General features: G+C 71.6%; 26 protein-coding genes. 9 read left to right on the top strand and 17 right to left on the bottom strand.

Annotation, left to right across the window (positions count from 1 at the left end):
- Positions 1–56: 56 nt before the first annotated feature.
- The 9 genes from ABD844_RS03315 to ABD844_RS03275 all read right to left on the bottom strand — a co-directional run bounded on the left by ABD844_RS03315 (position 57) and on the right by ABD844_RS03275 (position 7,326).
- Positions 57–863 carry a class I fructose-bisphosphate aldolase gene (locus tag ABD844_RS03315; protein WP_344872785.1) on the bottom strand — a complete coding sequence of 269 codons (807 nt, stop codon included), beginning with the start codon at positions 861–863 and terminating at the stop codon, positions 57–59.
- Positions 860–1,882, bottom strand: coding sequence for a zinc-binding dehydrogenase (locus tag ABD844_RS03310; RefSeq protein WP_344872783.1), 1,023 nt, complete (start codon positions 1,880–1,882; stop codon positions 860–862). Before ABD844_RS03310 ends, ABD844_RS03315 begins: the two co-directional genes overlap by 4 nt.
- Positions 1,879–2,838 carry an amidohydrolase family protein gene (locus ABD844_RS03305; protein ID WP_344872781.1) on the bottom strand — a complete coding sequence of 320 codons (960 nt, stop codon included), beginning with the start codon at positions 2,836–2,838 and terminating at the stop codon, positions 1,879–1,881. The genes ABD844_RS03310 and ABD844_RS03305 overlap by 4 nt, the downstream gene beginning before the upstream one ends.
- Positions 2,835–3,794 (bottom strand): acetylxylan esterase, encoded by a 960-nt coding sequence (locus ABD844_RS03300; protein ID WP_344872779.1) that lies wholly within the window; start codon positions 3,792–3,794, stop codon positions 2,835–2,837. Before ABD844_RS03300 ends, ABD844_RS03305 begins: the two co-directional genes overlap by 4 nt.
- A gap of 1 nt (position 3,795) precedes the next feature.
- Entirely contained in the window at positions 3,796–4,449 is a 654-nt protein-coding gene (locus ABD844_RS03295) for a type 1 glutamine amidotransferase domain-containing protein (protein WP_344872777.1), read from the bottom strand.
- Complete coding sequence (locus tag ABD844_RS03290) at positions 4,446–5,501, bottom strand: phosphotriesterase family protein (RefSeq protein ID WP_344872775.1); 1,056 nt, start codon at positions 5,499–5,501, stop codon at positions 4,446–4,448. Before ABD844_RS03290 ends, ABD844_RS03295 begins: the two co-directional genes overlap by 4 nt.
- Positions 5,502–5,534: 33 nt before the next feature.
- On the bottom strand, positions 5,535–5,969 hold the full coding sequence (locus ABD844_RS03285) for a DJ-1/PfpI family protein (protein ID WP_344872774.1): 435 nt from the start codon (positions 5,967–5,969) through the stop codon (positions 5,535–5,537).
- 68 nt (positions 5,970–6,037) lie between these two features.
- Positions 6,038–6,466, bottom strand: coding sequence for a GlcG/HbpS family heme-binding protein (locus ABD844_RS03280; protein ID WP_344872773.1), 429 nt, complete (start codon positions 6,464–6,466; stop codon positions 6,038–6,040).
- 113 nt (positions 6,467–6,579) lie between these two features.
- Positions 6,580–7,326, bottom strand: coding sequence for an SDR family NAD(P)-dependent oxidoreductase (locus ABD844_RS03275; RefSeq protein WP_344872771.1), 747 nt, complete (start codon positions 7,324–7,326; stop codon positions 6,580–6,582).
- Between the two features lie 147 nt (positions 7,327–7,473).
- Here ABD844_RS03275 and ABD844_RS03270 point away from each other — a divergent pair, with 147 nt between their 5' ends.
- On the top strand, positions 7,474–8,595 hold the full coding sequence (locus ABD844_RS03270; RefSeq protein ID WP_344872769.1) for a C45 family autoproteolytic acyltransferase/hydrolase: 1,122 nt from the start codon (positions 7,474–7,476) through the stop codon (positions 8,593–8,595).
- Positions 8,596–8,753: 158 nt separating this feature from the next.
- On the opposite strand, the gene ABD844_RS03265 is transcribed toward ABD844_RS03270, so the two are convergent.
- Positions 8,754–9,467 (bottom strand): FadR/GntR family transcriptional regulator, encoded by a 714-nt coding sequence (locus ABD844_RS03265; RefSeq protein ID WP_344872767.1) that lies wholly within the window; start codon positions 9,465–9,467, stop codon positions 8,754–8,756.
- A gap of 97 nt (positions 9,468–9,564) precedes the next feature.
- Here ABD844_RS03265 and ABD844_RS03260 point away from each other — a divergent pair, with 97 nt between their 5' ends.
- Complete coding sequence (locus tag ABD844_RS03260; RefSeq protein WP_344872765.1) at positions 9,565–10,191, top strand: TetR/AcrR family transcriptional regulator; 627 nt, start codon at positions 9,565–9,567, stop codon at positions 10,189–10,191.
- Positions 10,192–10,200: 9 nt separating this feature from the next.
- Here ABD844_RS03260 and ABD844_RS03255 read toward each other — a convergent pair whose 3' ends face one another.
- Both ABD844_RS03255 and ABD844_RS03250 read right to left on the bottom strand, forming a co-directional pair.
- Positions 10,201–11,010: an endonuclease/exonuclease/phosphatase family protein gene (locus ABD844_RS03255; protein ID WP_344872763.1), complete on the bottom strand. Its 810-nt coding sequence runs from the start codon at positions 11,008–11,010 to the stop codon at positions 10,201–10,203.
- Between the two features lie 147 nt (positions 11,011–11,157).
- Positions 11,158–11,643: a DUF1801 domain-containing protein gene (locus tag ABD844_RS03250; protein WP_344872761.1), complete on the bottom strand. Its 486-nt coding sequence runs from the start codon at positions 11,641–11,643 to the stop codon at positions 11,158–11,160.
- 84 nt (positions 11,644–11,727) lie between these two features.
- On the opposite strand from ABD844_RS03250, the gene ABD844_RS03245 reads away from it, so the two are divergent.
- Positions 11,728–12,510 (top strand): SDR family NAD(P)-dependent oxidoreductase, encoded by a 783-nt coding sequence (locus tag ABD844_RS03245; protein ID WP_344872760.1) that lies wholly within the window; start codon positions 11,728–11,730, stop codon positions 12,508–12,510.
- A 184-nt stretch (positions 12,511–12,694) separates the two neighbouring features.
- A complete protein-coding gene (locus tag ABD844_RS03240) occupies positions 12,695–13,192 on the top strand; it encodes a cupin domain-containing protein (RefSeq protein ID WP_344872758.1) in 498 nt (165 codons plus the stop codon).
- 161 nt (positions 13,193–13,353) lie between these two features.
- On the opposite strand, the gene ABD844_RS03235 is transcribed toward ABD844_RS03240, so the two are convergent.
- Together ABD844_RS03235 and ABD844_RS03230 are read right to left on the bottom strand one after the other, a co-directional pair.
- Entirely contained in the window at positions 13,354–13,743 is a 390-nt protein-coding gene (locus tag ABD844_RS03235) for a cupin (RefSeq protein WP_344872756.1), read from the bottom strand.
- 13 nt (positions 13,744–13,756) lie between these two features.
- A complete protein-coding gene (locus ABD844_RS03230; protein ID WP_344872754.1) occupies positions 13,757–14,665 on the bottom strand; it encodes an alpha/beta hydrolase in 909 nt (302 codons plus the stop codon).
- Between the two features lie 94 nt (positions 14,666–14,759).
- Here ABD844_RS03230 and ABD844_RS03225 point away from each other — a divergent pair, with 94 nt between their 5' ends.
- Positions 14,760–15,794: a PucR family transcriptional regulator gene (locus ABD844_RS03225; protein WP_344872752.1), complete on the top strand. Its 1,035-nt coding sequence runs from the start codon at positions 14,760–14,762 to the stop codon at positions 15,792–15,794.
- A 28-nt stretch (positions 15,795–15,822) separates the two neighbouring features.
- Here ABD844_RS03225 and ABD844_RS03220 read toward each other — a convergent pair whose 3' ends face one another.
- Positions 15,823–16,626: a PIG-L family deacetylase gene (locus ABD844_RS03220; RefSeq protein ID WP_344872751.1), complete on the bottom strand. Its 804-nt coding sequence runs from the start codon at positions 16,624–16,626 to the stop codon at positions 15,823–15,825.
- Between the two features lie 224 nt (positions 16,627–16,850).
- Between ABD844_RS03220 and ABD844_RS03215 the strand changes: the two genes are divergently transcribed.
- Entirely contained in the window at positions 16,851–17,921 is a 1,071-nt protein-coding gene (locus tag ABD844_RS03215; protein WP_344872749.1) for a serine hydrolase domain-containing protein, read from the top strand.
- Between the two features lie 13 nt (positions 17,922–17,934).
- Here the strand turns inward: ABD844_RS03215 and ABD844_RS03210 are convergent, their stop codons facing one another.
- Entirely contained in the window at positions 17,935–19,770 is a 1,836-nt protein-coding gene (locus ABD844_RS03210; protein WP_344873029.1) for a DUF305 domain-containing protein, read from the bottom strand.
- Between the two features lie 245 nt (positions 19,771–20,015).
- On the opposite strand from ABD844_RS03210, the gene ABD844_RS03205 reads away from it, so the two are divergent.
- Both ABD844_RS03205 and ABD844_RS03200 read left to right on the top strand, forming a co-directional pair.
- Positions 20,016–20,510 (top strand): SigE family RNA polymerase sigma factor, encoded by a 495-nt coding sequence (locus ABD844_RS03205; RefSeq protein ID WP_344872747.1) that lies wholly within the window; start codon positions 20,016–20,018, stop codon positions 20,508–20,510.
- Positions 20,507–21,754 carry a hypothetical protein gene (locus ABD844_RS03200; protein WP_344872745.1) on the top strand — a complete coding sequence of 416 codons (1,248 nt, stop codon included), beginning with the start codon at positions 20,507–20,509 and terminating at the stop codon, positions 21,752–21,754. The genes ABD844_RS03205 and ABD844_RS03200 overlap by 4 nt, the downstream gene beginning before the upstream one ends.
- Positions 21,755–21,839: 85 nt before the next feature.
- Here ABD844_RS03200 and ABD844_RS03195 read toward each other — a convergent pair whose 3' ends face one another.
- On the bottom strand, positions 21,840–22,598 hold the full coding sequence (locus tag ABD844_RS03195) for a class I SAM-dependent DNA methyltransferase (protein ID WP_344872743.1): 759 nt from the start codon (positions 22,596–22,598) through the stop codon (positions 21,840–21,842).
- 323 nt (positions 22,599–22,921) lie between these two features.
- Between ABD844_RS03195 and ABD844_RS03190 the strand changes: the two genes are divergently transcribed.
- Entirely contained in the window at positions 22,922–23,869 is a 948-nt protein-coding gene (locus ABD844_RS03190; protein ID WP_344872741.1) for a GNAT family N-acetyltransferase, read from the top strand.
- Position 23,870 lies beyond the last annotated feature (1 nt).

Below are 23,870 nucleotides of genomic sequence, written 5' to 3'. Positions count from 1 at the left end.
CGTCACGGCCCCAGCCCTGGGCTCCGGGGCCGGTGGGGGCGGAGAGTCGGGGCGCATCAGAGGGGGACGTTCAGCAGCTTCGCCGCCGCGTCCACCGACGAGCCGCCGTGCACGATCTCGACCAGGGCGGCGACCATCCGGTCCGGGCGCTCTGCCTCCACGATGTTGCGGCCGTACACGACGCCCCTGGCCCCGGCCTCGATGGCGTCGGCCGCCATCTGCAGGGCGTCGCGCGGCGTCTTGCGCGGCCCGCCCAGGGCGAGCAGCGGCGCCGGGCAGGCGGCGACGACGGTGCTGAACTGCTCGACGTCCCCGACGAACTGCGCCTTGACGAAGTCGGCACCGGCCTCGGCGGACAGGCGGGCGGCGTTGGCGACGTTCTCGACGGTGTGCGCCCGCAGCTCCTTGAACCCGACCGGGATGGGCTCGGCCATCAGCGGCATCCCCCACCGGTCGGCGGTCGCGGCCAGCTCGCGCAGCTCCCCCAGCTTGGTCACCTCGGGGTTGCCGGGGAACACCTTCAGCTCGACCCCGTCGGCGCCGAACCGTACGGCCTGCTCGACGCCGTACCCGGCGGAGGGGATCTCGCTGTCCAGCGCGACGATCAATCCCCGCCCGCCCAGCTCCCCCGCCGTGGCGCGGGCGAACCCGATGGTGGCCAGGATGGCGTCGATCCCGCCGTCGACCACCGCGCGCACGGCGGCGTGCGCGTCGGCCAGGCCCGGCGGCACCCCCTTGATCCCGGCGTCCATGGCCGCGATGACCGCCCGGCCATCGGGACCGAAGAGGTGGTGCATGCGGCGCCGGGGCCAGGCCGGCAGGGTTTCGGGGAAACAATAGGGCCCGCTGGGCTTACTGGTCACTGCTCACTCGCTTCGCTAGGGGTGATGACGGATTTGAGGCCCTTCTGCGACATGGTCATCTCGAAGGCTTCCTTGACGGCCGACAGCGGGAACCGGTGGCTGATCAGCGGGCCGGTGTCGACCAGCCCGAAGCGCAGCATCCGCAGCGCGGTGCTGAAGTCGCCGGGGTTGAAGTCGTGGCTGCCGTTGATCGTCACCTGGTCGTAGTGCGGCACGTCGGGGTTCAGCCGCACCGAGCCCTTCGGGTGGGTGCCGGCGAACAGGTTGACGACCGCGTTCCTGCCCGCGACGCCCAGCGCCGACTCGATCGCCGCCGGGGCGCCGACGGTGACGATCACGGCGTCGGGACCGTAGCCGTCGGTGAGGTCGCGTACCTCGTCGAGGCCGTCGTCGCCGACCTGGACGACGTCGTGCGCGCCCAGCCTCTCGGCCACCGCCAGCCGTTCGGGGAGCCGGTCGGCGACGATCACCCGGGCGCCGCGCCTGAGCGCGACCTGGGTGTGCAGCAGCCCGATCGGGCCCGAGCCGAGCACCAGCACGTCGGCGGCCGGTTCGACGGGGATGGCGCGGTGGGCGTTCAGCACGCAGGCCAGCGGCTCGCAGAAGCTGGCCGCCTCGAACGACACCTCGTCCGGCACGATCCGCAGTTGGGTGACGGGCATCTTGGTGAACTGGGCGAACCCGGCGATCGGATGTTTGACCACGGATTCGCAGAAGTTGGCGGCGTTGCGGCGGCACTGGCGGCACACTCCGCACACGCCGCGCCAGTCCAGGACGACCCGGGCGCCGGCGACCCATGGGAACCCGACCCCCGGCCCCGTCTCCGCGATCGTGCCCGCGACCTCGTGGCCGGGGGTCCAGGGCGCCTTCGACGCCGCGGCGCCGGTGAAGCTGCGGATGTCGCTGGGGCAGACGCCCGAGCCGCGTACCTCGACCACGACCTCGCCCGGCCCTGCGACCGGTCTCGGGACCTCTTCCACGCGCAGGTCGCCGACGCCGTACAACAATGCTGCCTTCACTGCTTTCCTTCCAGTAGTGCGCGGCCGTTGCCGCCCAGCGCGGCCAGCCCGGTACGCGGGCCCAGCCCGGCCAGCAGCTCGATCTCGGCCCGCACGGTCGCCTCGTCCACGAAGGGGAAGTCGGAGCCGAAGACCACACGGGTCTCGTCCACGACCGACAGCAGCGCGCCCAGCCCGGAGGCGGAGGCCGACAGCGCGCAGTCGTAGCGGAACTCCCGCAGCGTGCCCTCGATCCCGCGCTCGCCGACGCGGGCCAGCTCGGGCAGCGGTTCGGCGATGGCGAGCCGGTGGGCGACGAACGGGACGACGCCGCCGCAGTGGGAGAAGACCCAGCGGATGCCGGGGTGGCGGTCCGCGACCCCGGCCAGCACGAGGCTGGTCAGGGTGCGGCTGGTGTCGAAGACGTACTCCAGCAGCGAGGGACGCAGGTCGATCGCGCCCTCGGCCCACCACGGGGGCAGCGTGGGGTGCACGTGGACGAGCGCGCCCAGCCCGTCCAGCTCGGCCAGGAGCGGATCGAACCGGGGGTCGCCCAGGTAGTGCCCGCCGTAGTTGGACAGCAGGCTGACACCGGCGAAACCCGGCCGGCCGGCCAGCCGCCGCACCTCGGCGACCGCGTCCGCCGCGGACGGCAGCGGTACGGCCATGAACGCGCGGAACCGCCCGCCCGAGCCGGCCACGACTGCGGCCAGCTCGTCGTTCGTGTCGCGGCAGAGGGAGGTGGCGAAGCCCTGGTCGCCGAAGTAGAAGCCGGGAGAGGCGACGGAGAGCACGGCCGTGCCGATGCCGAGGCGGTCCATCATGGCCAGGGACGCCTCGGCCGACCAGCCGGGGAAGTCGATGCCGGGCTGCGCGCGCACCCCGATCGCGCTCAGCCGCCGCCGGTAGCCCGGCAGGATCGCGTGGTGGTGCAGGTCGACGGGGCCGTCCACGGCACGGTCGAGGTCGCCGCTCACGTCAGGGTCCTGACTGCGCGGATCGTGCGGAGCTGGTCGTACGGCCCGCCGGCCTCGTGGCCGTTGAACTCCCAGACCGTCATCTCCTTGGGCCCGCCGTAGTCGTTGTAGGCGGCGTACACCGTCGAAGGCGGGCACACCAGGTCGCGCAGCGCCACCGAGAAGCTCGCCCGGCAGCGGGCCCGCCGGGCGAAGAAGACCCCGTCGAAGTAGGCGAGCGTGCCGAACGCCTCCGCCACCTTCGTCCGGTGGACGGCCATCCAGCGGGTCAGCTCGCCGTACGGGCTCTCCGCGGTCATCCGCAGCGCGCGCCGGAACGCGCACAGGAACGGCACGTGCGGCACGGCCAGCGCGATGTCGTCCCGCAGCCCGGCCACGACCAGCGACAGCCCGCCTCCCTGGCTGCGCCCCGTCACGGTGAGGCGGCCCGGGTCGACGTCCGCCAGCCCTTTGACCACGTCGGCGAACCGGTACGCGTCCACGTAGAGCCGCCGGTAGTAGTAGTCGTCGCGGGAGAGGACGTCGCGGCTGAGGTGGCCGGGGATGGCGGGCGCGCTGCCGGCCGGGTCGGGGGTGTCGCCGGTCCGCCAGGTGCTGCCCTGGCCGCGCGTGTCGAGGATGAAGTGGGCGAACCCGGCCGAGGCGTACGTGAGCGACTCCAGCGGGAGTCCCCGGCCGCCGCCGTACCCGAGATACTCGACCACGGCGGGCAGCGGGCCGGAGCGCCCGCGCGGCAGCAGCGCCCAGCCCTTGACGCGGGCGCCGCCGTATCCGGCGAACTCGAGGTCGAGCACATCCACCGTCTCCAGCTCCGCGTCGTACGGCCGGACGGTCACCGCCAGCGGGCGCTCGTCCTCGCGGGCGAGGGTGGCCCGCCAGAAGTCGTCGAAGTCGGCGGGCTCCGCGCCGTCGTAGCGGTAGCGCTCCAGTTGTTCGAGGGGGAGGTCGACCTGCACGTCAGCCCAGCTCCGCGTACGCCCGGTAGTTCGCCGACCCCGGCCCGGCCGACCGGCTGCGGAGCACCGCCGGCCGGTCGTAGGCGGCCGGGCTGGGACGCAGGGCGGGCAGCGGCGGGCGGTCCGCCGGCTCGGCCTCGGCCAGCAGCCTGAGCACCTCGCGCATGAACTCGGGCAGGTCGTTGGGGAGCTGACCGGTGACGAGCCTGCCGTCCACCACGACGGGGGCGTCGACCCATTCGGCGCCCGCGTGCCGTACGTCGTCCTTGATCGTCGCCACCGAGGTGGCCCGGCGGCCCTCCAGCAGCTCCGCGGTGGCCAGCAGCCAGCCCGCGTGGCAGATCGCGGCGAGCGGCTTGTCCACGGCGGCGGCCTTCTGGACGAACTCCACCATCGCCGGGTTGCGGCGCAGGTACTCCGGCGAGAACCCGCCGGGCACGACGACCGCGTCGAAGTGGTCGGGGGTCACCTCGGACACCGCGACGTTGGCGACCGCGGGGTAGCCGAGCTTGCTGGCGTACACCTCGTCGGCGGACGGGCCCACGATCACGGCGGTGGCGCCGGCCTCACGCAGCCGCAACACCGGATACCACAGTTCGAGCTCCTGGTACTGGTTCTCGACCAGGACGGCGACACGCGCCTCGGAGATGTTCACTGGTTTCCCTCTGCAACGTCGATGGCGAAGATCCGGCGCGGGTTGTAGATCATCATCTGGTCGAGCTGCTCGTCGGTGACGCCCTTGCTCTTCAGGCGCGGCACCCAGCTCGTGAACATGTAGCTCAGGTCCACCTTCTCGTTGAGCAGTTGCGGGTCCTGTTCCGTGACGCCCGCGCGCGGGTTCATGAACCAGCGGTCGAACGACATCACGACGCGCTCGCCGTACCCCTCGTCGAGCAGCGTGACCAGGGCCTCGGCCATCGCCTCGTCGAGCTCCTCGGCACTGTCCACCCGCCAGGGGATGCCGATGTGGTCGAGCTGGACGTTGGCGCCGAGCTTGAGGATCTCCCGCATGGACTCGAGCTGGGGCGGCACGAACGCGTGCCCGATGATCACCTTGGCCGGGTCCATGCCCTCCTCCAGCAGGATCTCGAGCTGCTCCCTGCCGGGGTTGGTGACCTCGAAGTCCATCGGGTCGATGTGGGTGTTGATGGCGCAGCCGACGCGCGTGGCGGCCCGCCCCGCGGCCCTGATGACCCGGTCCTCCACCTCGTGGATGTGGCGGCCGTTCGGGCCGAGCGGGCTCGGCATCGGGGTGACGCTCTCCTGCCCGGTCGCGATCTTGATCGCCCCGGCCCGGTACGGCGTCTGCGCCCAGGCGAACACCATGCCCTCGGTCAGGTCCTTGACGAAGAAGTCGGTCAGCTCCTCGATCGTCTGCCGCCGCCAGTAGTAGGGCACGCCCATGCGCTCGGGGAAGAAGCCGGTGATCGCGATGACGTTCATGCCGGTCTTCGTGGCCACGTCCACCATGAACTGGGGGTGCCGCCCGACCTCCGGCGGCGTCATGTCCACGATCGTGCCGTAGCCGAAGTCGTCCTTGCCGCGCCGGACCTGCCCGGCCACGAAGTCGACGGCCGCGTCGTAGTCGAGCACCGCACGGTGGTCCAGCTCCGCGCCCGGATATCCGTAGAGCAGATGCTCGTGCGACAACATCAGACCGGAGTTCTCGGCCGGGACGTCGCCCAGCACCGTACGCAACACCTTCATGGGGGGCTCTCTCCTTCTCACTCGATGGCGGGCTCAGCCTTCTGAGAGGTCACGGGACAGCCGGGCGACCAGGTCCGGCAGGTCGTCGGCGGAGTCGAAGGCGACCCACCGGTCGTGGCTGTCGGCGCCGAGCGAGCGCCGTACGGCCGCCGCCGAGTTGCCGACCGAGTAGACGCGGGCGCTGCCCTCGGCCGCGGCGCGGATCAGGTCCGACTGGGCCGCCGAGTACTCCGGCTCGCCCGTCACCGTCCCGGCCACCACGAGGGCGTCGAGCGCGGCGGGGTCGGCCTGGCCGTCGGGGAGCAGCGGGTAGCCCAGGTTGCTGTCCACGCCGCCGGGGTCGGAGCTCACGATGACGACCGTGGCTCCTTCCTCGCGGGCGCGCAGCACCGGATACCACAGCTCCAGCTCCTGGTAGCCGTCCGCGGCGAGCACGGCGACCGTACGGCCTCGCAGTTGCAGTGACATCGTCTGGCTCTCCCTAGGGGGCAAGGTGGATCCAACCTGTCTGCTTGCCTGACAGGTTAGGGAAGACGTCAGCCGGACGCAAGGGACGCCGGCAAATCGACCGTGGCGAGACCGGCCTCGGCGCAGGCCAGATCGACGGCCGGGGCGGCGCCGCTCACGCCGAGCGCTCCGATCAGCCTGCCGCCCGCCATGATGGGCAGACCGCCGGGGAGCACCAGCACCCGTCCGCCCGCCGCGCCCGCCATCCCCCAGTCGGGCCCGCCCGGCGCGGTGGCCTCGGCCCAGGCATGGGAGGGCGCTCCGAACGCCGCCGCCGTGAACGCCTTGTCCGCGGCCAGGCGGGCGGCGACGGCGTTGGCGCCGTCCATCCGCGCTGTGGCGATCGGGGCTCCGGCGGGGTCGCACACCGTGACGGCGAGCGCCACGCCCCGAGCGGCGGCGGCGCCCTCCACGCCCGCGATGATCACGCGGGCCCCGGCAAGCGTTATGGCCTCCATTGAATGACTAAATCCCATCTATTCCCCTATGTCCATCTTGTTGTTCCTGCGATTCACGGGGCCGCGGGCGGGCCCTGTTCATGAGGCGTTCATGAGGCGCTTCCGGAGTCGCTTCAGGAGGCGAGCAGGCCGCCGTCGACGACGAACGACTGGCCCGTGACGTACCCGGCCTCCTCCGACACCAGGAAGGCCATCAGCCCCGAGACGTCGTCCGGCCGGCCGAGCGCGCCGAGCGGGATCCTGGAGGCCAGCGCGGCCTCGGCCGCCTCGCGCTCCCCGCCGACGCGCTGCCAGTAGGGGTCGTTGAACGGGGTGTCGATCCAGCCGGGGCACACGCAGTTCACGCAGACACCTGACGGGCCGAGCGCCACCGCGAGCGAGCGGACGAGGGCGACCAGGCCGCCCTTGGACGCGGCGTACGCGAAGGAGCCGCCGCCGCCCCTGAAGGCCGCCGTCGATCCCGTGAGCACGACCCGCCCCCGCCCGGACGCGGTCAGGTGCGGGGCCGCAGCCTGGGTGATCAGGAACGGCGCGCGCAGGTTGAGCGCCATCACCCGGTCCCAGTCGGCCGCCGGGAAGTCGGCCAGCTCGTGCTCCACCAGCAGCGCGGCGCAGACCACGACGGCGTCCAGCCGGCCGGTCAGGCGCACCGCGTCCGCCACCGCCTGGGCCGGCCCCTCGGGGGCGGCCAGATCGCAGTACGCCGCCGAGCCCCGGCCGGGCCCCTCGCCGCGCGCCGCGTCCGTCGCCCCGTCGAGGTCGATGTCGGCGATGTGCACGTCATATCCCGAGCCCAGCAGCCGTCGAGCGGTGGCCCGCCCGATCCCGGTCGCGCCACCGGCGATCAACACAGTCGCCACAAGCCTTACCTCCGACCTGTCCGGTATGAAACTCTTGCAGCCAGGTTGTCTGACTGCCGGACATTATGCTTAGATTCTCCTCGGCTTTGCAAGCATCCCACCTGTCAGGCAACCTGACCGGTTTGGCGTCTAAGGAAAGGCTCGTCGATGTCGGTGCCCGCGCTTGTGCCGTCCTTTCCCCGATACCGGATCACCGGAACACCGGCCGAGCGCGGCCTCATGTACGGGCGGCTGGCACGCAGGGAGATCCGCGAGGCGATCACGGGTTACGCGGACGTCTTCCAGCACTACCAGAACTGGGACTGGGCCCGGGTGCGACGGCAGGCCGCGCGGTTCCGGCCGCACATCGAGGACTTCTCCCCCGCGTCGATGCGGGAGATCACCGGCATCGCGGAGGGCGCGGGGGTCGAGACCGACGACGTCCTCGCGCTCAACACGCGCAGCGAGATCATGTTCGCCGCGGGCGCGGAGGCCGAGCGGATGCCGATGGAGTGCACGTCGTTCGCGCTGACGGCCCAGGCGAGCGCGGACCGCACGGTGCTGGCCGGGCAGAACTGGGACTGGATCCTCCAGGCCCGCGAGACCGCGGTGCTGGTCGAGGTGACCCGCGAGGACGGGCCCGACTTCATCACGCTGGTGGAGGCCGGGATGCTGGCCAAGATCGGGCTGAACGAGAGCGGCGTCGGCCTCTGCACCAACACGCTCATCAGCAGCCACCTCGAAGGGGGGCCCGGCGTGCCGTACCACATCCTGCTGCGCTCGGTGCTCGACAGCGAGGACGGCGCGAGCGCGGCGAACCGGATCAAAGCCGCCAGCCGCTCGAATTCCGCCAACTATCTCATCGTCGATGAATCAGGCTTCTGCCAAGATTTGGAGACCACGCCGAAGGCCGGGGCGGTGCAGGCTTTTCTTCCGGACGACGACGGAATAATCACCCACGCGAATCACTTCCTGGCCGATCACCTCACGCCGCGGGATGTCTATCTCGAACGCAAGCGGCACACCCTGGCCCGCAAGGAACTGATCGACCGGGGCCTGCGGGGGGCGGAGAAGCTCACGATCGACCGGCTCAAGACCGTTCTGGGTGATCACACGGGCGAGCCGGACAACGTCTGCCAGCACCCGAACGCGAGCCTGCCCCGGGCCGAGCGCACGTGTACGGTGGCCGGGGTCATCCTGGCCCCGGAAAGCCGGACGATGCACGTGGCGGCCGGAAACCCGTGCGTGAGCGAGTGGCACGAGATCCGCCTGAGCACCACCACCGCCTGAACACCTCCCGAGCACTACACCACCTGAGCACCACCACCGGAAGAGCACCTCAAGAGCACCGCCACCGCCTGAACGCCGACTGGGCACCGGCTGACCGGCCGCGGCCCGTTCCGGGCGCCACCCCTCTCCGGCCGGGCTCCTCTCGGGTGCCGCCCGTCTCAGGACCCCGTCTGGCGCCGGGCCTTGGCCTGCTTCGCCGACTCGTCGGCGGGGGTGGCCGTGTGCTCGGCGACCGCTTCCAGATGGGCGTCCATCGCCCGCGCCGCGGCCTCACCGTCACCGGCCGCGATCGCGTCGAAGATGGCCTGGTGCTCGCGGGCGGCCTGCGCCGTACGCCCCTCGATGGTGGCCAGCTCCAGCGCCTGCTCCTGGAGCACGTCGCGCAGGTCCGCGATCAGCCGGGGAAAGAGCGGGTTGCCCGTCGCCTCCGCGATGGCGATGTGGAAATCGGCGTCGATCTTGACTCGCCTGCCGCTCTCCTCGGTGGCCGCGAACTGCGCGACCAGCTCCTCCAGCCGGGCCAGGTCCTCCTCACCGCGCCGCTCCGCGGCCAGCCGGGCGGACGGGACCTCCAGTGCCCGGCGGACCTCACCGAGATGAGGCGGCAGGAACCGGCCGATGAGCATGCGGGAGTTGAGCTTGGTGGAGGCGACGAATGTGCCCTTGCCGGCGTACGACTTCGTCAGTCCGAACGCGTTCAGGCTGTTGAGGGCCTCACGAACCACCGATCGGCTCACCGAGAAGGAATTTGCCAGCTCCGCCTCGGAGGGCAGGCGTTCATTGAGTTTGTAGTGGCCTTTCTCGATAAGGTCGATGAGTTGTGCCCTGACGGCCTCCGAAGCACGGCGCTGTTCAATGGGATGAATGCTCATGCTCGAACCGTACCGGTCAGGTTGTCGGACAGCAACTCGCCCGAGACGGCACTACACCCCCCTATTCTGGACTTTGTAGTCCAACCAGGAGGTGACCGTGCCGGGTGTCCTGACGCCGAAGGGCCGGGCGACGCGGGCCCGCATCGTCGAGGGCGCCGCCGAGGTGCTGCGGGAGAAGGGGGTCGCGTTCGCGACGTTGGACGACGTCCGGGCGCGGACGGGCACCAGCAAGAGCCAGCTCTTTCACTACTTCCCCGACGGGAAGGATCAACTGCTGCTGGCCGTCGCGCAGTACGAGGCGGACCGCGTGCTGGACGACCAGCAGCCGTACCTGGGGTGCCTGGACTCGTGGGATGCCTGGTACCGCTGGCGGGACGTGGTGGTGCGGCGCTACGAGGAGCAGGGTGACCATTGCCCGCTGGGCTCGCTGTTCCTGCAGATCGGGCGCTCGACACCGGGGGCGAGGGCCATCGTCGTCGAGCTGATGAGGCAATGGCAGGCGAGCCTGGCGCAGGGGGTCAGGGCGCTGCAGGCGGGAGGGCGGCTGCCGGGCTCGTTCGACGCGGACCAGGCCGCCGCCGCGCTGCTGGCCGGGATCCAGGGCGGGGTGTCGATCATGCTGTCGACCGGGGAGTCCGCTCACCTGCGGGCGGCACTCGACTGGGGCATCGCCCGGATGCGGGAGGCCGCCACCGCCGCCGATCGAGGTGACCGGCGGGCGTAGCCGCGAGGCTCAGTCCAGGAGGTCGAGCAGCAGGGCGCGGTGGTCCGAAACCTCCGGCGCGGCCATGATCTCGAACTGCTTGACGGCCCCGGGGTCGGAGACGAGCAGGTAGCTCGCGTGCCGTACGGGCTTGAGGTAGCGGGAGGTCCTGGTGTCGGCGTCCCGGACCAGGTCGACCAGTCCGAGCCCGGCGAGGATCTCGAACGTCTCGCTGCCGGGCAGCAGGTTGAGGTCGCCGCACACCACGGTCAGGTCGCCGTTCTCGCGCAGGCCGGTGACGAGTGCGGCGAGCCGTTCGGCCTGTGCGCGGCGGGCCGGGGTGTCGCCCTTCCCCTGCGCGTCGCGCAGGCCGTGAAGGTTGACGACGGTGACGAACCGCTGCGCGCGGCGGTCGAAGACGCGTACGCCCAGCGCGGCCCTGGGGCGGCCGTCGTTCGGCCATTGATCCCCATACTCGACGTAGCCGCCGTGCACGAACTCCGATCGCAGTCCGGCGACCGGAAGCGTCTCGGCGACGAAGGTGGCGACCCCGAAGTCCTGCCGCCGCGAGCGGTGGTCGTGGTCGTGGACCGGCCCGGAGTCGCTCGCGGTGAAGAGGACCTGGTGGCGGGGAAGACGCGAGCGGACGTCGGCCAGGAGGTTCGCCCGCTGCGGCAGCGATCGCTCCGCGTCGTCGAACCGTGTCCAGCCGTCGGCACCCGGGGTGTGGGTGACCTCCTGCAGGCACAGGACGTCGGCGTCGCAGTCGTCGAGCCAGCGGGCGAGTTCGTCGAACATCGCGCCGCCCCAGGCGTTGAGGGAGATGATGCGCACGGTCACGAACCTAGACCATGCCCGGACTCCCCGATCGCCGGGGGAGCGCGGAGATCGCCGGGACCGGGCTCGCTCTGGAGGTGCCCGCCGACGACGCGGCGACCTTCGTCGTCGGCCCCACCGGCCCTCGACCCTGATCCTCGACCCTGATCCTCAGCCGGATCGGCCCGACTCGGCAGCCGCGGGCCCCGGCTCCTCCTCGCGGCGGCTCTCCCGGTCGACGCCCCTGTGCACCCGCACCGTGCGGTCGACCAGCTCGCGCAGCACGCTCTCGTCGACGTCGTCGAGCCGTTTCAGGTAGAGGCATCCCTTGCCGGTCTTGTGCGGACCGAGCCGGGCGAGGACCGAGGCGTGCCGCTCCTCGAACCCGCCCACCAGGTAGACGACGAGATGCTGCTTGCGCGGCGAGAAACCCGCCAGCGGCCAGTCACCCGTACGCCCGCTCTCGTAGGTGTAGCGGTAGCTGCCGAAGCCGACGATGCTGGCACCCCACATCACCGCGGGCTCGCCGGTCACCGCGACCAGGATCGCGCGCAACCGCTCCGCGTCGTCACGTCGCCGCTGGTCGGGGACCGCGGCCAGGAACTCGTCCACGTCGGCGGCGGTGGGGACCGTGGCCGGCTGCTTCGAGGTCGCCATAGGGTCATGCTCCCACGCGGGTACGACATTCCGGCAGTCGCGCACGGGCACGCCCGCTCGAACGGACACCATCGAGGAGACACCATGCTCGACACCCGCCTCGCGGGCCAGAACGTCCTGGTCACCGGTGGAGCCGGGAACATCGGGGCGGCGATCGGCCGCGCGTTCGCCGCCCAGGGCGCGCGCGTGGCGATCCACTATCTCGCCCACGACTCCCCCGCGCCCACCGGCAGCGGATGGGCCCACGTCACGCCCGCCGCCGACGAGGCCCACCGGCTCGCCGGCCGGCTCGGCGACGGCTCGTTCGCCGTCAGCGCGGACCTGTCCGAGCCCGACGCCCCCGCCCGGCTCGTGGAGACGGTCGCGGCCCGGCTCGGCTCGATCAACGTGCTGGTCAACAACGCGGCCCACTGCGAGTCGCCGGACACCGTCGACACGCTGACCCACGGCTCGCTCGAACGGCACTACCGGGTGAACGCCATCGCCCCAGCACTCCTGACCGCCGAGGTGGCGCGTCTGCGGCGCGGCGACGACCCGTTGTGCGTGGTCAACATCACCACCGACGCCGCGCGGGCGTTCCCCGGCCAGACCGGGTACGGCACGTCGAAGGCCGCGCTCGAAGCGCTCACCCGGTCCACCGCGCTCGACCTGGCGTCGCAGGGCATCCGGGTGAACGCCGTCGCGCCCGGCCCCGTACAGACGGGCTGGATCGGGGCGGACGTCATCGACAAGGTCACGGCGATCGTCCCGTTGGGGAGAGTCGGCGAGCCGGACGACATCGCCGACGCGGTGGTGTTCCTGGCCTCCCATCAGGCCCGCTGGATCACCGGCCAGGTGCTGCAGGTGGCGGGCGGCCACGCGCTGTGACCACGGCCGGAGGACCTTGACAGGCGCGGCCCCTGACAGACACGGCCCTGACAAGCGCGGACCTTGACAGACTCCGCTTCGCCCTGAAACGCACCGATCGCCGAAGATTCCACCAGGAGAGTGATGTTTTTCCGCCGGGATGGTGAAAGGTTGACTCCGGCTCTTTACCAGACAGGAGATCGTCATGCGTGAACACCGAATCGGTGACCCGGCGACAGGCGCCCCACCGGCGCCCTTTCTTTCCGCGGCGGGTCAGGGCGAGCGGGCCGCCACGCCGCAGGGCACAGGAATGTTGATCAAGGCGTCGAGTGAGCTGACGGGCGGCGCGATCGGCTTGCTGGAGAGCGCGGACCCGCCCGGCTCCGCGACCGTCCTGCACAGCCATGAGGTGGCGGAGCTCTGGTACATCCTGGACGGCGCCTATGACTATTACGTCGCCGAACGGTGGCTGGCCGCGGAAGCGGGCGCGGTGGTGTTCGTCCCGCCCCGGGCACCGCACGGTTTCGTCGCCGGTCCCGAGGGCGGGCGCAAGTTGACCATCTTCGTGCCCGGCGGGACGGAGGGGTACTTCCGCGACATCCACCGAGCGTCCGAGGCGGGCGAGCTGACGAACGAGATCATGCGGGCGCTGGACACCACCTACGACCTGACCACCATGGGCCCGCTGCCGCCACTGCGATGACCGGCACCTCGCGCGCGGGTCATTCGCGGGCCGCCGGGGTCGCGGACGGCTCCCAGAAGCGGGCGTAGCGGCCGCCGCGGCGCAGCAGCGCCGCCAGGCTCGGTGGGGGTGCGGGTGGGGTGCGGGTGAGGGTGCGGGTGAGGGCCGCCGCTCCTACCTGCTCATGGCTCGGTTCGCCGTTCCCACCGGCTGCCGTGCGGCAGGGTGACGGCCATGATGTCGCTGGGGATGTCCAGCTCGATGCGGTGCCACCGCCCGCGCGGGACGATAGCGGCGGTCCCGGCGCCCAGCCTGATCTCTTCCTCCTCCTGTCCCGGCCGCTCCGGACGGAGGTAGAGGCGGAACTTCCCGACGAGGCAGGACACGATCTCCTCGGCCTCGGGGTGGACGGCCCAGTGACCGGCGTGCACGTCGGCGCCGGTCTTCGCGTAGAAGGCCGTCAGCCGCCAGCCCTCGTGGCCGGAGCCCGCCGGTCCGGTCCCGGCGTGGATCGTGCCGCCCTGGTGGAGGTGGATCGCGGACGCGTAGAGATCGAACGGGGTCACGGTCATGCCGGGCACGACCTCACCCGGCCAGCGCGCGGCGCAGGACGGCGCCCAGTTCGGCGAGCTGGCGCTGGGACACCTCGGCCGACAGGATCGCCTGTGACCCGTGGAAGGTCCCGGCCCACTGGTGCAGCTCGACCGGCACGCCCGCCTGGAGCAGGCGCAGCGCGTACGTGATGTCCTCGTCGCGGTTGGGGCACAGCTCGGCGGCGGCGACGTACGCGGGAGGCAGGCCGGACAGGTCGGCGGCCCGTGCCGGGGCGGCGTACGGGGAGACGGGCTCGCGGGCGGGCACGGGGCCCAGGTAGTGCCGCCACCCCGCGGTGACCTTGTCGCGGTTCATCCAGGGCGTGTCGGTGAAGGTGCGCTGCGACCAGGTCTCCTGCCGGTCGTCGAGTCCTGGCTGGTTGAGCAGTTGGAACCGGATGCGCGGCCCCTGCTCGTCCCGCGCCCGCAGCGACACCCCGGCCGCGAGCCCCGCTCCGGCGCTGTGGCCGCCGACCGCGATCCGCTCCGGGTCGACGCCCAGCTCGGCGGCGTGCCCGGCCAGCCAGGTCAGCACGGTGTAGGTGTCGTCCAGGGCGGCGGGGAACGGGTTCTCGGGAGCCAGACGGTAACCCACCGAGACCACCACCGCGCCGGAGACGTCCGCGAGCCGGATCGCCCAGGGATGCTCGGTGTCCAGATCGCCCATCACGAATCCGCCGCCGTGCAGCCACACGACGGCCCCCTGGGCCTGGTACGGGCGGTAGATCCGGACCGCCACGTCCGGATCGCCGGGCACCGTGCGGTCCTCGATCTCCATGCCCGCGAAATCGGGCACCGGGATCGCCCTGGCCAGCTCGGCGAAGCTCTTGCGCTCGACGACCGGGTCGGTGAGGTCGGCGCGGGGGAACAACGGGATGAATGCTTCCAGCTCTGGGTCCATGCCGCCATCCTCGCCGTCCGTGTCCCGGAGATCAGCCGCCAGTCGTCGCGCATTCCACCCGGACCACGCGACGAACGCCGCATATCCTCCAGGTATGGAGGCATTGGCGGCACGGCTGTCGAAGCTGGACACGGAGGCAGAGGGCGCGCTCCGCGTGGTGATGTTCTACGACACGCTGATGCGCCGCCGGGTGGATCTCCCCGCGCTCGCCCGCGCCTCGGCGGGCCTGGCCGAGTGCGTGACCGGGATCCGCCTGCACGGCACCGGACGCGTGATCCGATTCTCGCCCGAAGGCCGCGAGGCGTCGGCCCCGCCGTCACCGGCGTCCACCACGATGCCGATCACGCTCGACGAGGAGGAGATCGGCTCGGTGTGGCTGGAACGCCCCGGCCCGCCGGGGCCGCTCGACGAGATGGTGCTCGACCGGCTCGCCCTCGCCGCAGCGGCGGTCGTCGAACGGTACGGCCCGGCCCGCACCACCATGGCCGACCCCGCGCTCGTCGAGCTGGTGATCAGCTCCGACAGCGACGAGGCGGCCAGGGCGCGGGCCCTCCGGCTGCTCGGGTTCACCGCCGATCTGCCGATCCGCGTCCTCGCCGTACGCTCACCGCTGCCGCTCGACCAGGTCGGCGGCCTGATCTGCCCGGCCCGCCCGGTGAAGGCGGCGCCCCTCGCCGACGTGGGCGTCATCCTGGCCACCACCACGGACCCGGCCCGCTTCCCGCCGGGCGTCCGCGCGGGCATCGGCGCCGCCGGGAGCCCCGACCGGTCCTGGCAGCAGGCCCGTACCGCCCTGCGCTTCACCACGCCGCGGCGGCCGGTCGTCCACCACGACGACCTGGGCGTGCTGGCGCTGCTCGCGCACGTGCCGCAGGAGGCCGCGAGGGACAACGCCGACGTCGCCGCGATCACCCGCGTGGCCGCGAACCCGGACGACGTGGAAACCCTGGACGCCTACTGCACCACCGGCTCCCTGCGCCGCGCCGCCGACCTGCTCCACCTCCACCACAGCAGCGTCGCCCGGCGGCTCGACCACCTCGGGCAGGTGCTGGGCATCGACCTCACCGAGCCGGCCGGGCTGACCCGGGCCAGGCTCGCCCTCACCGCCTGGCGCCTCCTCGACGACTGACAGTGATGATGGAAGGGAGCGCTTCCCCTCAGGTGCTGACCCAACGACTGACAGTCTCGCCCGAGCCACCAAGACGGCCCAGGGTGGTCTCTTGGGCGCCGGTGAAGGAGACGCGGCGGTACCACTCGTTCGCCAGCATCTGGGCCCTGGCCTGCTCCGGCAGCGACGTGAGCAGGGTCATCGACGCGCCGCGCCCGACCTCGGACTCGTGCGCGTGCATGGCCGCCCACTTGCGCTCGGCCCACCGCTCGACGTCGAGGTGGGTGGTGACCTGCTCGTCGGGTACTCCCGGCAGCGTCATGCCGGGCTCGGGAGGCGTTCCGAAGACCGCCTGCCAGTGCGACACCACGACCGATCGCGGGATGGTCGCCAGGTAGAGGGCGCTCGGCCGCCAGGGAGCGCCAGCGTCCCGGTAGAGCTGGTCGTACCCGGCCGCCTCGACCGCGGCCATGGTCACCCGGTGCACGTGTACGTGGTCCGGGTGGCCGTATGAGCCGTACCCGTCGTAGGTGAGCACGACCTCGGGACGGAACTCCCTGATGTGCTCGACCACCCGGTTCACCGCCTCGTCGAACGGCACGTCCACGAAGCGCGGGCTGCCGGGCGCGGACTCGGGCTTGCCGGCGTCGGCGTAGCCGAGCAGCCTCGGCTCGCCCGCGCCGAGAATGCCGAGGGAGCGCTCCAGTTCGCCGGCCCGCCGGGTGCCCTCGGCCCAGGTGCACGTGACGACGGCGGTCCTGGCACCCTCGTCGGCGTACCTGGCCAGGGTCCCGCCGGTCCAGATCGCCTCGTCGTCCGGATGCGCGTGCACGGCCAACACCCCGAAATCCACGGGTACCTCCCCAAAGCGATCAGCGGCCGCTCATGGTAGCGTCCGGGCTCCCCTCGCCGCCGCCCGTTCGCCATGGTCGGACGCCGGGAGCGGGCATGCGGTGCACCGGCCGCGCGCACGCCGGAAGCGGCCGCTCGGATGTGCGCGACCATGTGGTTTTCCACAGGTCGCTGGGTGGTCGCCCGCATGGTCCCGGCCTGTCCTTAATCCTTAGCGTCGTCCCCATGTTTCTCACCAAGATCACGGCACTCCTGCTCACCGTGACCACCCTCACGCCCGCCCACGACTCGCTCCACCGGCAGCTCGACGCCCTGGTCAAGACCAAGGCCCTGTCGGCGGCGCTGGTACGGGTGAGCGAGGACGGCAAGAGCCGGACGTCCGCGGCCGGATATCGCGACCTCACCTCGCGCAAGCCCGCCGACCCCGCCGGATATTTCCGGATCGGCAGCGTCACCAAGTCGTTCGTCGCCACCGTGCTCCTGCAACTCGCCGACGAGGGCAAACTGTCCCTCGACGACCCGGTCGCCAAGCACCTGCCAGGAGCGCTGCCCACGGGCAGCACGATCACCGTGCGGCAGGCGCTCGACCACACCAGCGGCCTCTTCGACTACGCGGGCGCGGGCATCCCCGGCTGGTCGCTGCGCGACTACCGGCCGGTCGAGTCCCTCTACGACCAGACTCCCCAGGAACTGCTGGCCGTCGGCCTGTCCAGGCCGCCCTACTTCAAGCCGGGCCAGGGCTGGCACTACTCCAACACGAACTACGTGGTGGCCGCCCTGCTGATCGAGAAGCTGACCGGCGGTTCGTACGCCGACGCGATCAGGACCAGGATCCTGCGACCCCTCGGCCTGACCCACACGTTCCTCCCGGGCCACGACAAGTCCATCCCTCAGCCGCACGCCCGCGGCTACGCCCCCTCCAGCGGCAAGATCGTGGACGCCACCCGGATGAACCCGTCCCTGGAGTACGGCGGCGGCGAGATGATCTCGACCTCCGCGGACCTGGCCCGGTTCTTCGACGCCCTCCTCGGCGGCAAGCTGACCAGCGCGTCCACGCTCAAGCAGATGCGTGCCACGCACCCGGCGGGCGAGGGCATGGGCTACGGCCTCGGCCTCCAGAAGTTCGACCTGACCTGCGGCAAGAGCGTGTACGGGCACAGCGGCGCGATCTTCGGCTACCTCACGTACGCGCTGCGCTCGGACGAGGGCCGCACCCTGGTGATCTCCGCGAACCCCAACACCGGCCAGATCCCCGCCGACGCCCTGCCCAAGGCCCTGGCCACCGTCTTCTGCTGACCGGGGAGGAGAGCTAGGGCGTCTTCTGGACGAGCACCGGAGTGTCCGTTCCCGCCCCGGCGACCAGGAGGTAGCGCTGCCGGTCGCGGGCGGTGCCAGGGGCGGTACCGGCGGCGGTGCCAGGAGCGGTGAGCGCCTCTCTGAGCGGGCCGATCGCCTGGGCGATCTGGGCTCCCGAGGCGTTCGCCCTGAACGTCGCCAGCTCCTGCCGCTCCGCGAACGGCGGCGTACGCGAGGAGACGAGCCACAGCGTGTACGCGCCGCCGGGCCTCAGCCCCGAGGCGGCGATCTCCAGGGTGTCGAGAGGGCCCATGGCGTTGACCGAGACGGTGGCGCGCCCGCGCCCGCCGGTGCCGGGCGCGGCGGTCAGCTCCAGGTGCCCGGCGGTGGCCGCCTGGCCTCGGGGGCTCAGGTTCGCCGTGCCGGGGCCGGAGGTCACCGCCCGCGGCACGTAGACCAGGGCCATCGGCTGCTGCCCGATCGGGATGGTGGCGATGACCCGGTTGGTCCTGGTGTCGATCGCCGCGACCGCGTCCTGGTTCTCCAGGCCGACGTACACCCGCGTGCCGTCGCCCGACCCCCACACGCCGTGCGGCAGGTGGCCGACCGGGATCGTGGCGACGTGCCGGGGATTCGCGCCGTCGCGGCGGTAGACCTTCACCGCGTTCTCCGCGCCGACGGTCACGTACGCGAACCGGCCGTCCGCGTTGTCCACGGTGGTCACGTGGTTGGTGATGGGCCCGGTGTCGAGGGTCGCCAGGATGCGGAACGGCGGCTCGCCGCTCATCACCTGCGTCTTGCCGGTGTCCTTGAGGGTGAACCACACCTCCTTGCCGTCCCGGCTGACCGCCAGGTTGGGTGAGAAGGGGCTGGCCTGCGGAACCCTGGCGATGACCCGGTACGTGCGGGTGTCCACGACGTCCACCTCGGGCGTGAAGCTCGACGGCACGTACGCGTAGCGGCCGCTCGGATGGAAGAGCACCATGCCCGGACCGTTGGCCGTGCTCACCCGGCGCTTCTCCCGCATCGCCACCGGGTCGATCACCGACACGTAGTCCTGCCCGCGTACGGTCGCCCACACCTCCTTGCCGTCAGGGGTGAAGAACGCCTCGTGCGGCGAACGGCCGACGTAGACGACGCCCTTGACCCTGTTGGTGCCCGTGTCGATCAGGCTGACCGAGTTGGACGCGATGGACACCACCGCGAGCGTCCGGTGGTCGGGCGAGAAGCCCATCCCGTGCACCAGGAGCTGCCCCTTGTACAGCGGGTTCAGCGCGGCGGGCACGGTGTCGCCGAGCCGGATCACGCCGAGCAGCCGGTTGGCGGCGGGGTCGATCACGGAGACCGTGTTCGAGGTCTGGTCGGCGGTGTAGACGCGGTCGCGTCCTGAGACCGGGAGGGCGGAGCCCGCGGGTCCTGCGGCGCTCGGCGACGGCGCGGGTTGCGGCGTGACCGCCGCCCGGCGGCGCATCACGTCGATCTCCTGGCGCTGGGTCACGATGATCTCCTGGGCCAGCCGCCGCAGCACCGGATCCTTCCCGTACGCCAGCTCGGCCACCGCCATGTCCACCGCCCCCTGGTGGTGCGGGATCATCATGGCCGCGAAGTCGCGGTCGACGTCACCGCTCGGCCGCACGGCCGCCATGTCCCGGTGCATCCGCGCCATCATCCGGGCGAAGGGCGAGCCATCGGGCGAATCACCGGCGGCCGGTGCTGGGTGGACCGACGCCTGGTGGACCGGCGCTTGATGGACCAGCGCTTGGTGAACCGGTGCTCGGTGCGCGTGCTCCCCGCCGCACGCGGCCACCCCGAGGGCACAGCACACGGCCACCCCCGCCACCCGCCGCATCCCCGTTCCCATCAGCCGATCCCTTTCCCCGCACGGATGTCGATCGCGCCGAACGCCCCGCTGCCCGTCGCCACGCCCGGCATGCCGGGCCGCCTCGTTCTTCGTCGTACTTTGACCCGGGATCTAGGCGTTCACCGGCCGGTGGCGGAGGTCGCGTCATGACGCCGTATCGGAAGGTCTGGAGGGGCAGATGCAACACCTGTGGTCTTCGTTCCGTCTAGGTCGGGATGGAGGAGGATGCACACGTGCACGAAGATCCGCTGTTCGAGCAGTTCGTGGCCGAGCGGGTGGACGGGTTACTGCGCTACGGCTACGTGCTGACGGGCAACCCGCACGACGCGGCCGATCTGGTGCAGGAGGCCCTGGTCCGGCTGCGCGGTTCGTGGTCGCGGGTGCGCAGGAAGAACGCGCTGGAGGGTTACGTCAGGACGACGATGACGCGCCTGCACATCAATTCCTGGCGGGTGCGCAGGCGCGAGCACATCACGGCCACGCCGCCCGACGGCACCTACGAGGACGCCCCCTACGAGGGCTCCGGCCTCTGGGAGTCGCTGTCCAAGCTGCCGCAGCGCCAGCGGGCCGTGATCGTGCTGAGGTACTACGAGCAGTTGACGGACGCCGAGATCGCGGACGTCCTCGGCGTCTCGCGCGGGACCGTACGCAGCCAGGCTTTCCGCGCCCTGGACAAACTCCGCGGCGACCTGCCAGAAATCGTGAGGAGCATGGGGTACGTCACGTGACCGACAACCTGGAGACATCTCTGACCGCCGAACTCGCCGCCGCGGCCCGGCACGCCCCCCGCCCCGCGCACGACCTGCTCGCGCGCGTCGAGGAAGAGCACCGCAGGCGTCGCAGGAACGGCGTGGCGGGGCTCGCCGCCGCGGCGTCCGTGGTCCTGCTGACCGCCGGCGCGCCGTTGGTGATCGACGCGGCCAGAGGGACGCCGGTCGCGACGCCCCCGCCGACCGCCGCCGCCACCGAGAGGCCGGCCCAGCAGGCGGACCCGGTGTTCCCGCCGATCGAGAAGGTCTGGCCCGGCGCCGTGCACGTCGCGCCCGCGCTCCTGCCGAACGGCAGACCGTTCCGGCCTGAGGCGTTTCTCGACGACCGCACCGTCCTGGTCCGTACGGAGAAGGGCGGACACGCCGACAAGATGGACGGCCTGTGGGCCTACGACGTCAAGGCGCGGACGGCGCGGCTGCTCGTCCAGGTCACGCCGCCGCCCAAGACCGTCGTCACCGCGTCCTCCGTGCTGGCGGACCGCGATCGGCTGTACTGGTGGACCGTACGCAAGCAGGGCAGCAAGCGGATCGTGGACATCTGGACCGCGCCCAGAAAAGGCGGCGCGCAGAGCCGGCTGACCACGTTCGAGGGCGTGCCCGGTTACGGCGGCATCGACCTGGAGATCGTCGGCGACAAGGCGGTGTGGACGCTGTGGGGCAAGGGCGGTGTCTACGAGCTGCCGCTGTCGGGCGGCAAGCCCCGGCTGCTGCCCGGCACGTCCGGATACACGCTGATCGGCTGGCCCTGGGCCGCCACCCCTCGGTACGACCCCCAGCAGTACGACCCCGACCAGCGCGACCTCCGGCAGCGCGTGGACGAACTGGTGGTCTTCGGCGACCTGCTCAACATCGAGACGGGGAAGCGCAGCACGGCTGCCGTCAAGCCGTTCGCCACCTGCGGGATCAGTTGGTGTGTCAAGGGCGACACCCTGGAGGGCCGCGAGGGCGGCACCCGGGACCTGCCCGGCAATCCCGTACCCGACCCGCTGGCGCTCGACCGCTTCCTCACCCTGTCCCAGCAGGACAAGGACGGCAAATCGCGCGGCCAGGTCCTGTACGACGCGACCACCCGCCGAGCGGGCGATCTCGGGCTGCGGCCGTCCCAGAACGCATCGGCGTCGCTGGACTACCGGTCGAACGGGCTGTTCTGGTATGCCCGGGACGGCAAACAGGTGATCGTGAACCTGGACGCCATCCGGTGATCGGCCACGACCCCACGCGATCCGGCCGGGCGGCCGTACCGGGTCGGGTGGGGTCGCCCGGTGCTCCTCCGGACTCCAGGCGCGGTCAGAGCGGTGCCCGAGAGGCGTCCGCCCGCCGTTCGTAGACGCTGATGTGGCGCCAACTGCCGGCCGTGTACGGCTCGCCCTCCCAGCCTCCCCACCGCTCGCGCAGCCGGAGGCCCGCGATCCGGGCCATGAGGTCGAACTCGGGCGGATGGGCCAGACGGAGCCTGATGGGGCTGAAGACGATGCCCTGGGCGCTGAGTCGCACGTGATTCTCGTCGAGCACCTGGGTCACGGGGTCGTAGCGGCAGACGTCCAGGCCGACGTGGTCGACACCGACCCGCTCGACGTCGACGAACTGGTGGCCGGGGCGCGCAGGGGCGGTCGGCACCCGGCACTCGAGGACGAACACCCCCTCGTCGTCCAGGTGCCGAGCGGCGTTCTCGAAGCAGCGGACCTGGTCGTCCTGGCTGAGCAGATTGCCGATCGTGTTGTACACCAGATAGACCAGCCCGTAGGTGCGCCCGGTGGTGACGCGGGACATGTCGCCCATGGTCACCTGGATCTGGTCGCCGTCCGGCTTCTCGCGCATCCGGTCCACCATGTCGGGCGACAGCTCGATGCCGTCCACGCGCACCCCGGCCCTCGTCAGCGGCAGTGCGATGCGGCCGGTGCCCACCGCGAGCTCCAGCGCGTCGCGCCCGCCCGCGAGCCCGGCGAGGAACGCGACCGTCCGCTCCTCGTCACCTCGGGTGTCCTCGGCGTCGTAACGCTTGGACACCTCGTACCCGAAGCTCGTCCGCGGGTCGAAGCCCTCCATGTCTTTCCTCATTCCGCTCGTGCTGCCATGACCGAATGACCGCGCGCGTCACGTGATGAAGTCCATGCCATCCGGGCCCGGCGGCCAAACGATGTAGCCCATGGCTTAATGATCATCTTGGGCCAGCGAGGGTCGTGAAAATGGTTTGCGCCGGGGCCCGGTAGTCGGATAGATCTCTGGGGCCGAGACCCTCGACGACAAGGGTCACGAGACCGAGAGGAGGGATAAGCCCATGGTTCCCATGATCATCGCGCTTGTGTCCTCCCGGGGCGCGGACCACGTCTGACCCCGGAGCGGACAGGCGCCTTCACTTCGGAGCGTGCTTGACCGTGCAAGACAACCTGACCATCCGCCCGATCACCGGGCACGACGAACTCGACCTGTTCTGCCGGCTGCCCTACGTCCTCAACGAGGAGCTGGCCGACGACCTGACGGCGGGGCGCCGCCGGCCGCGATGGATGTGGGTCGCCCTCCACGGCGACCGCCTGCTGGCCAGGGCCGCCTGGTGGGGCCGGGCCGGTGACGACGCGCCCTTCCTGCTGGACGTTTTCGACGTCGACGACGGCACGACCGAACGCGACCGCGTGGACCTCGGCGAGCGGCTGCTGCGGACCGCCCTGGCCGAAGTGGTCCCCGTGGGCACCCGTCCTCCCGAATACCTCCGCCTCGTCCCGCCCGACTGGCGCGAGACCGAGGAAGCCAGGCGAAGCGTCCAGGACCTCACGGCCGCATTGGCCCGCATCGGCGCACGTCCGCTGGTCGAGCGGCTGCGTCTGGAGTGGCGTCCAGGGACTCCGATCCGCGAGCCGAGCGGACGTCTGGCGTTCCGGCCGGTGGGCGACGTCGAAGAGCTGCTCTCCCTGATGACCCAGGTGCTGGACGGGACGCTCGACGCGCACAGCCGCGAAGACCTGGCCCGGATGCCTCCCCGCGAGGCCGCCGTCAGACACTTCGAGCGCGAACTCGCGCACTACCGGAGCCCGCGCGACTGGTGGCGGATCGCGACGCTGCCGGACGGTGAGCCGGTCGGGTTCGTCGCCCCGGGCCACAACGACTACAACCCCGTCATCGGCTACCTCGCCGTCCTGCCCGCGCACCGGGGCAACGGCTACATCGACGACATCCTCGCCGAAGGCACCCGGATCCTCAGCGCGCACGACGTCCCGCGCATCCGGGCCGCCACGGATGTGGGCAACACCCCCATGGCGAACGCCTTCCGGCGCGCGGGATACGTCAACTTCGAACGCACGATCAACCTGACCTGGAGCTGAG

Origin of the sequence: Nonomuraea antimicrobica (assembly GCF_039536965.1) — a bacterium.
In the GTDB taxonomy this organism is placed as follows: Bacteria; Actinomycetota; Actinomycetes; order Streptosporangiales; family Streptosporangiaceae; genus Nonomuraea; species Nonomuraea antimicrobica.
The sequence above is the reverse complement of the archived record's forward strand: the minus strand, read 5'-3'. Positions and strand labels throughout refer to the sequence as shown.

Coding starts and splice junctions, on each gene's coding strand:
- ABD844_RS03290 (WP_344872775.1), bottom strand. CDS start 5,501: ATGAAGGTGTTGCGTACGGTGCTGGGCGACGTCCCGGCCGAGAACTCC.
- ABD844_RS03285 (WP_344872774.1), bottom strand. CDS start 5,969: ATGTCACTGCAACTGCGAGGCCGTACGGTCGCCGTGCTCGCCGCGGAC.
- ABD844_RS03280 (WP_344872773.1), bottom strand. CDS start 6,466: ATGGAGGCCATAACGCTTGCCGGGGCCCGCGTGATCATCGCGGGCGTG.
- ABD844_RS03270 (WP_344872769.1), top strand. CDS start 7,474: ATGTCGGTGCCCGCGCTTGTGCCGTCCTTTCCCCGATACCGGATCACC.
- ABD844_RS03265 (WP_344872767.1), bottom strand. CDS start 9,467: ATGAGCATTCATCCCATTGAACAGCGCCGTGCTTCGGAGGCCGTCAGG.
- ABD844_RS03250 (WP_344872761.1), bottom strand. CDS start 11,643: ATGGCGACCTCGAAGCAGCCGGCCACGGTCCCCACCGCCGCCGACGTG.
- ABD844_RS03245 (WP_344872760.1), top strand. CDS start 11,728: ATGCTCGACACCCGCCTCGCGGGCCAGAACGTCCTGGTCACCGGTGGA.
- ABD844_RS03240 (WP_344872758.1), top strand. CDS start 12,695: ATGCGTGAACACCGAATCGGTGACCCGGCGACAGGCGCCCCACCGGCG.
- ABD844_RS03235 (WP_344872756.1), bottom strand. CDS start 13,743: ATGACCGTGACCCCGTTCGATCTCTACGCGTCCGCGATCCACCTCCAC.
- ABD844_RS03230 (WP_344872754.1), bottom strand. CDS start 14,665: ATGGACCCAGAGCTGGAAGCATTCATCCCGTTGTTCCCCCGCGCCGAC.
- ABD844_RS03225 (WP_344872752.1), top strand. CDS start 14,760: ATGGAGGCATTGGCGGCACGGCTGTCGAAGCTGGACACGGAGGCAGAG.
- ABD844_RS03215 (WP_344872749.1), top strand. CDS start 16,851: ATGTTTCTCACCAAGATCACGGCACTCCTGCTCACCGTGACCACCCTC.
- ABD844_RS03210 (WP_344873029.1), bottom strand. CDS start 19,770: ATGCGGCGGGTGGCGGGGGTGGCCGTGTGCTGTGCCCTCGGGGTGGCC.
- ABD844_RS03195 (WP_344872743.1), bottom strand. CDS start 22,598: ATGGAGGGCTTCGACCCGCGGACGAGCTTCGGGTACGAGGTGTCCAAG.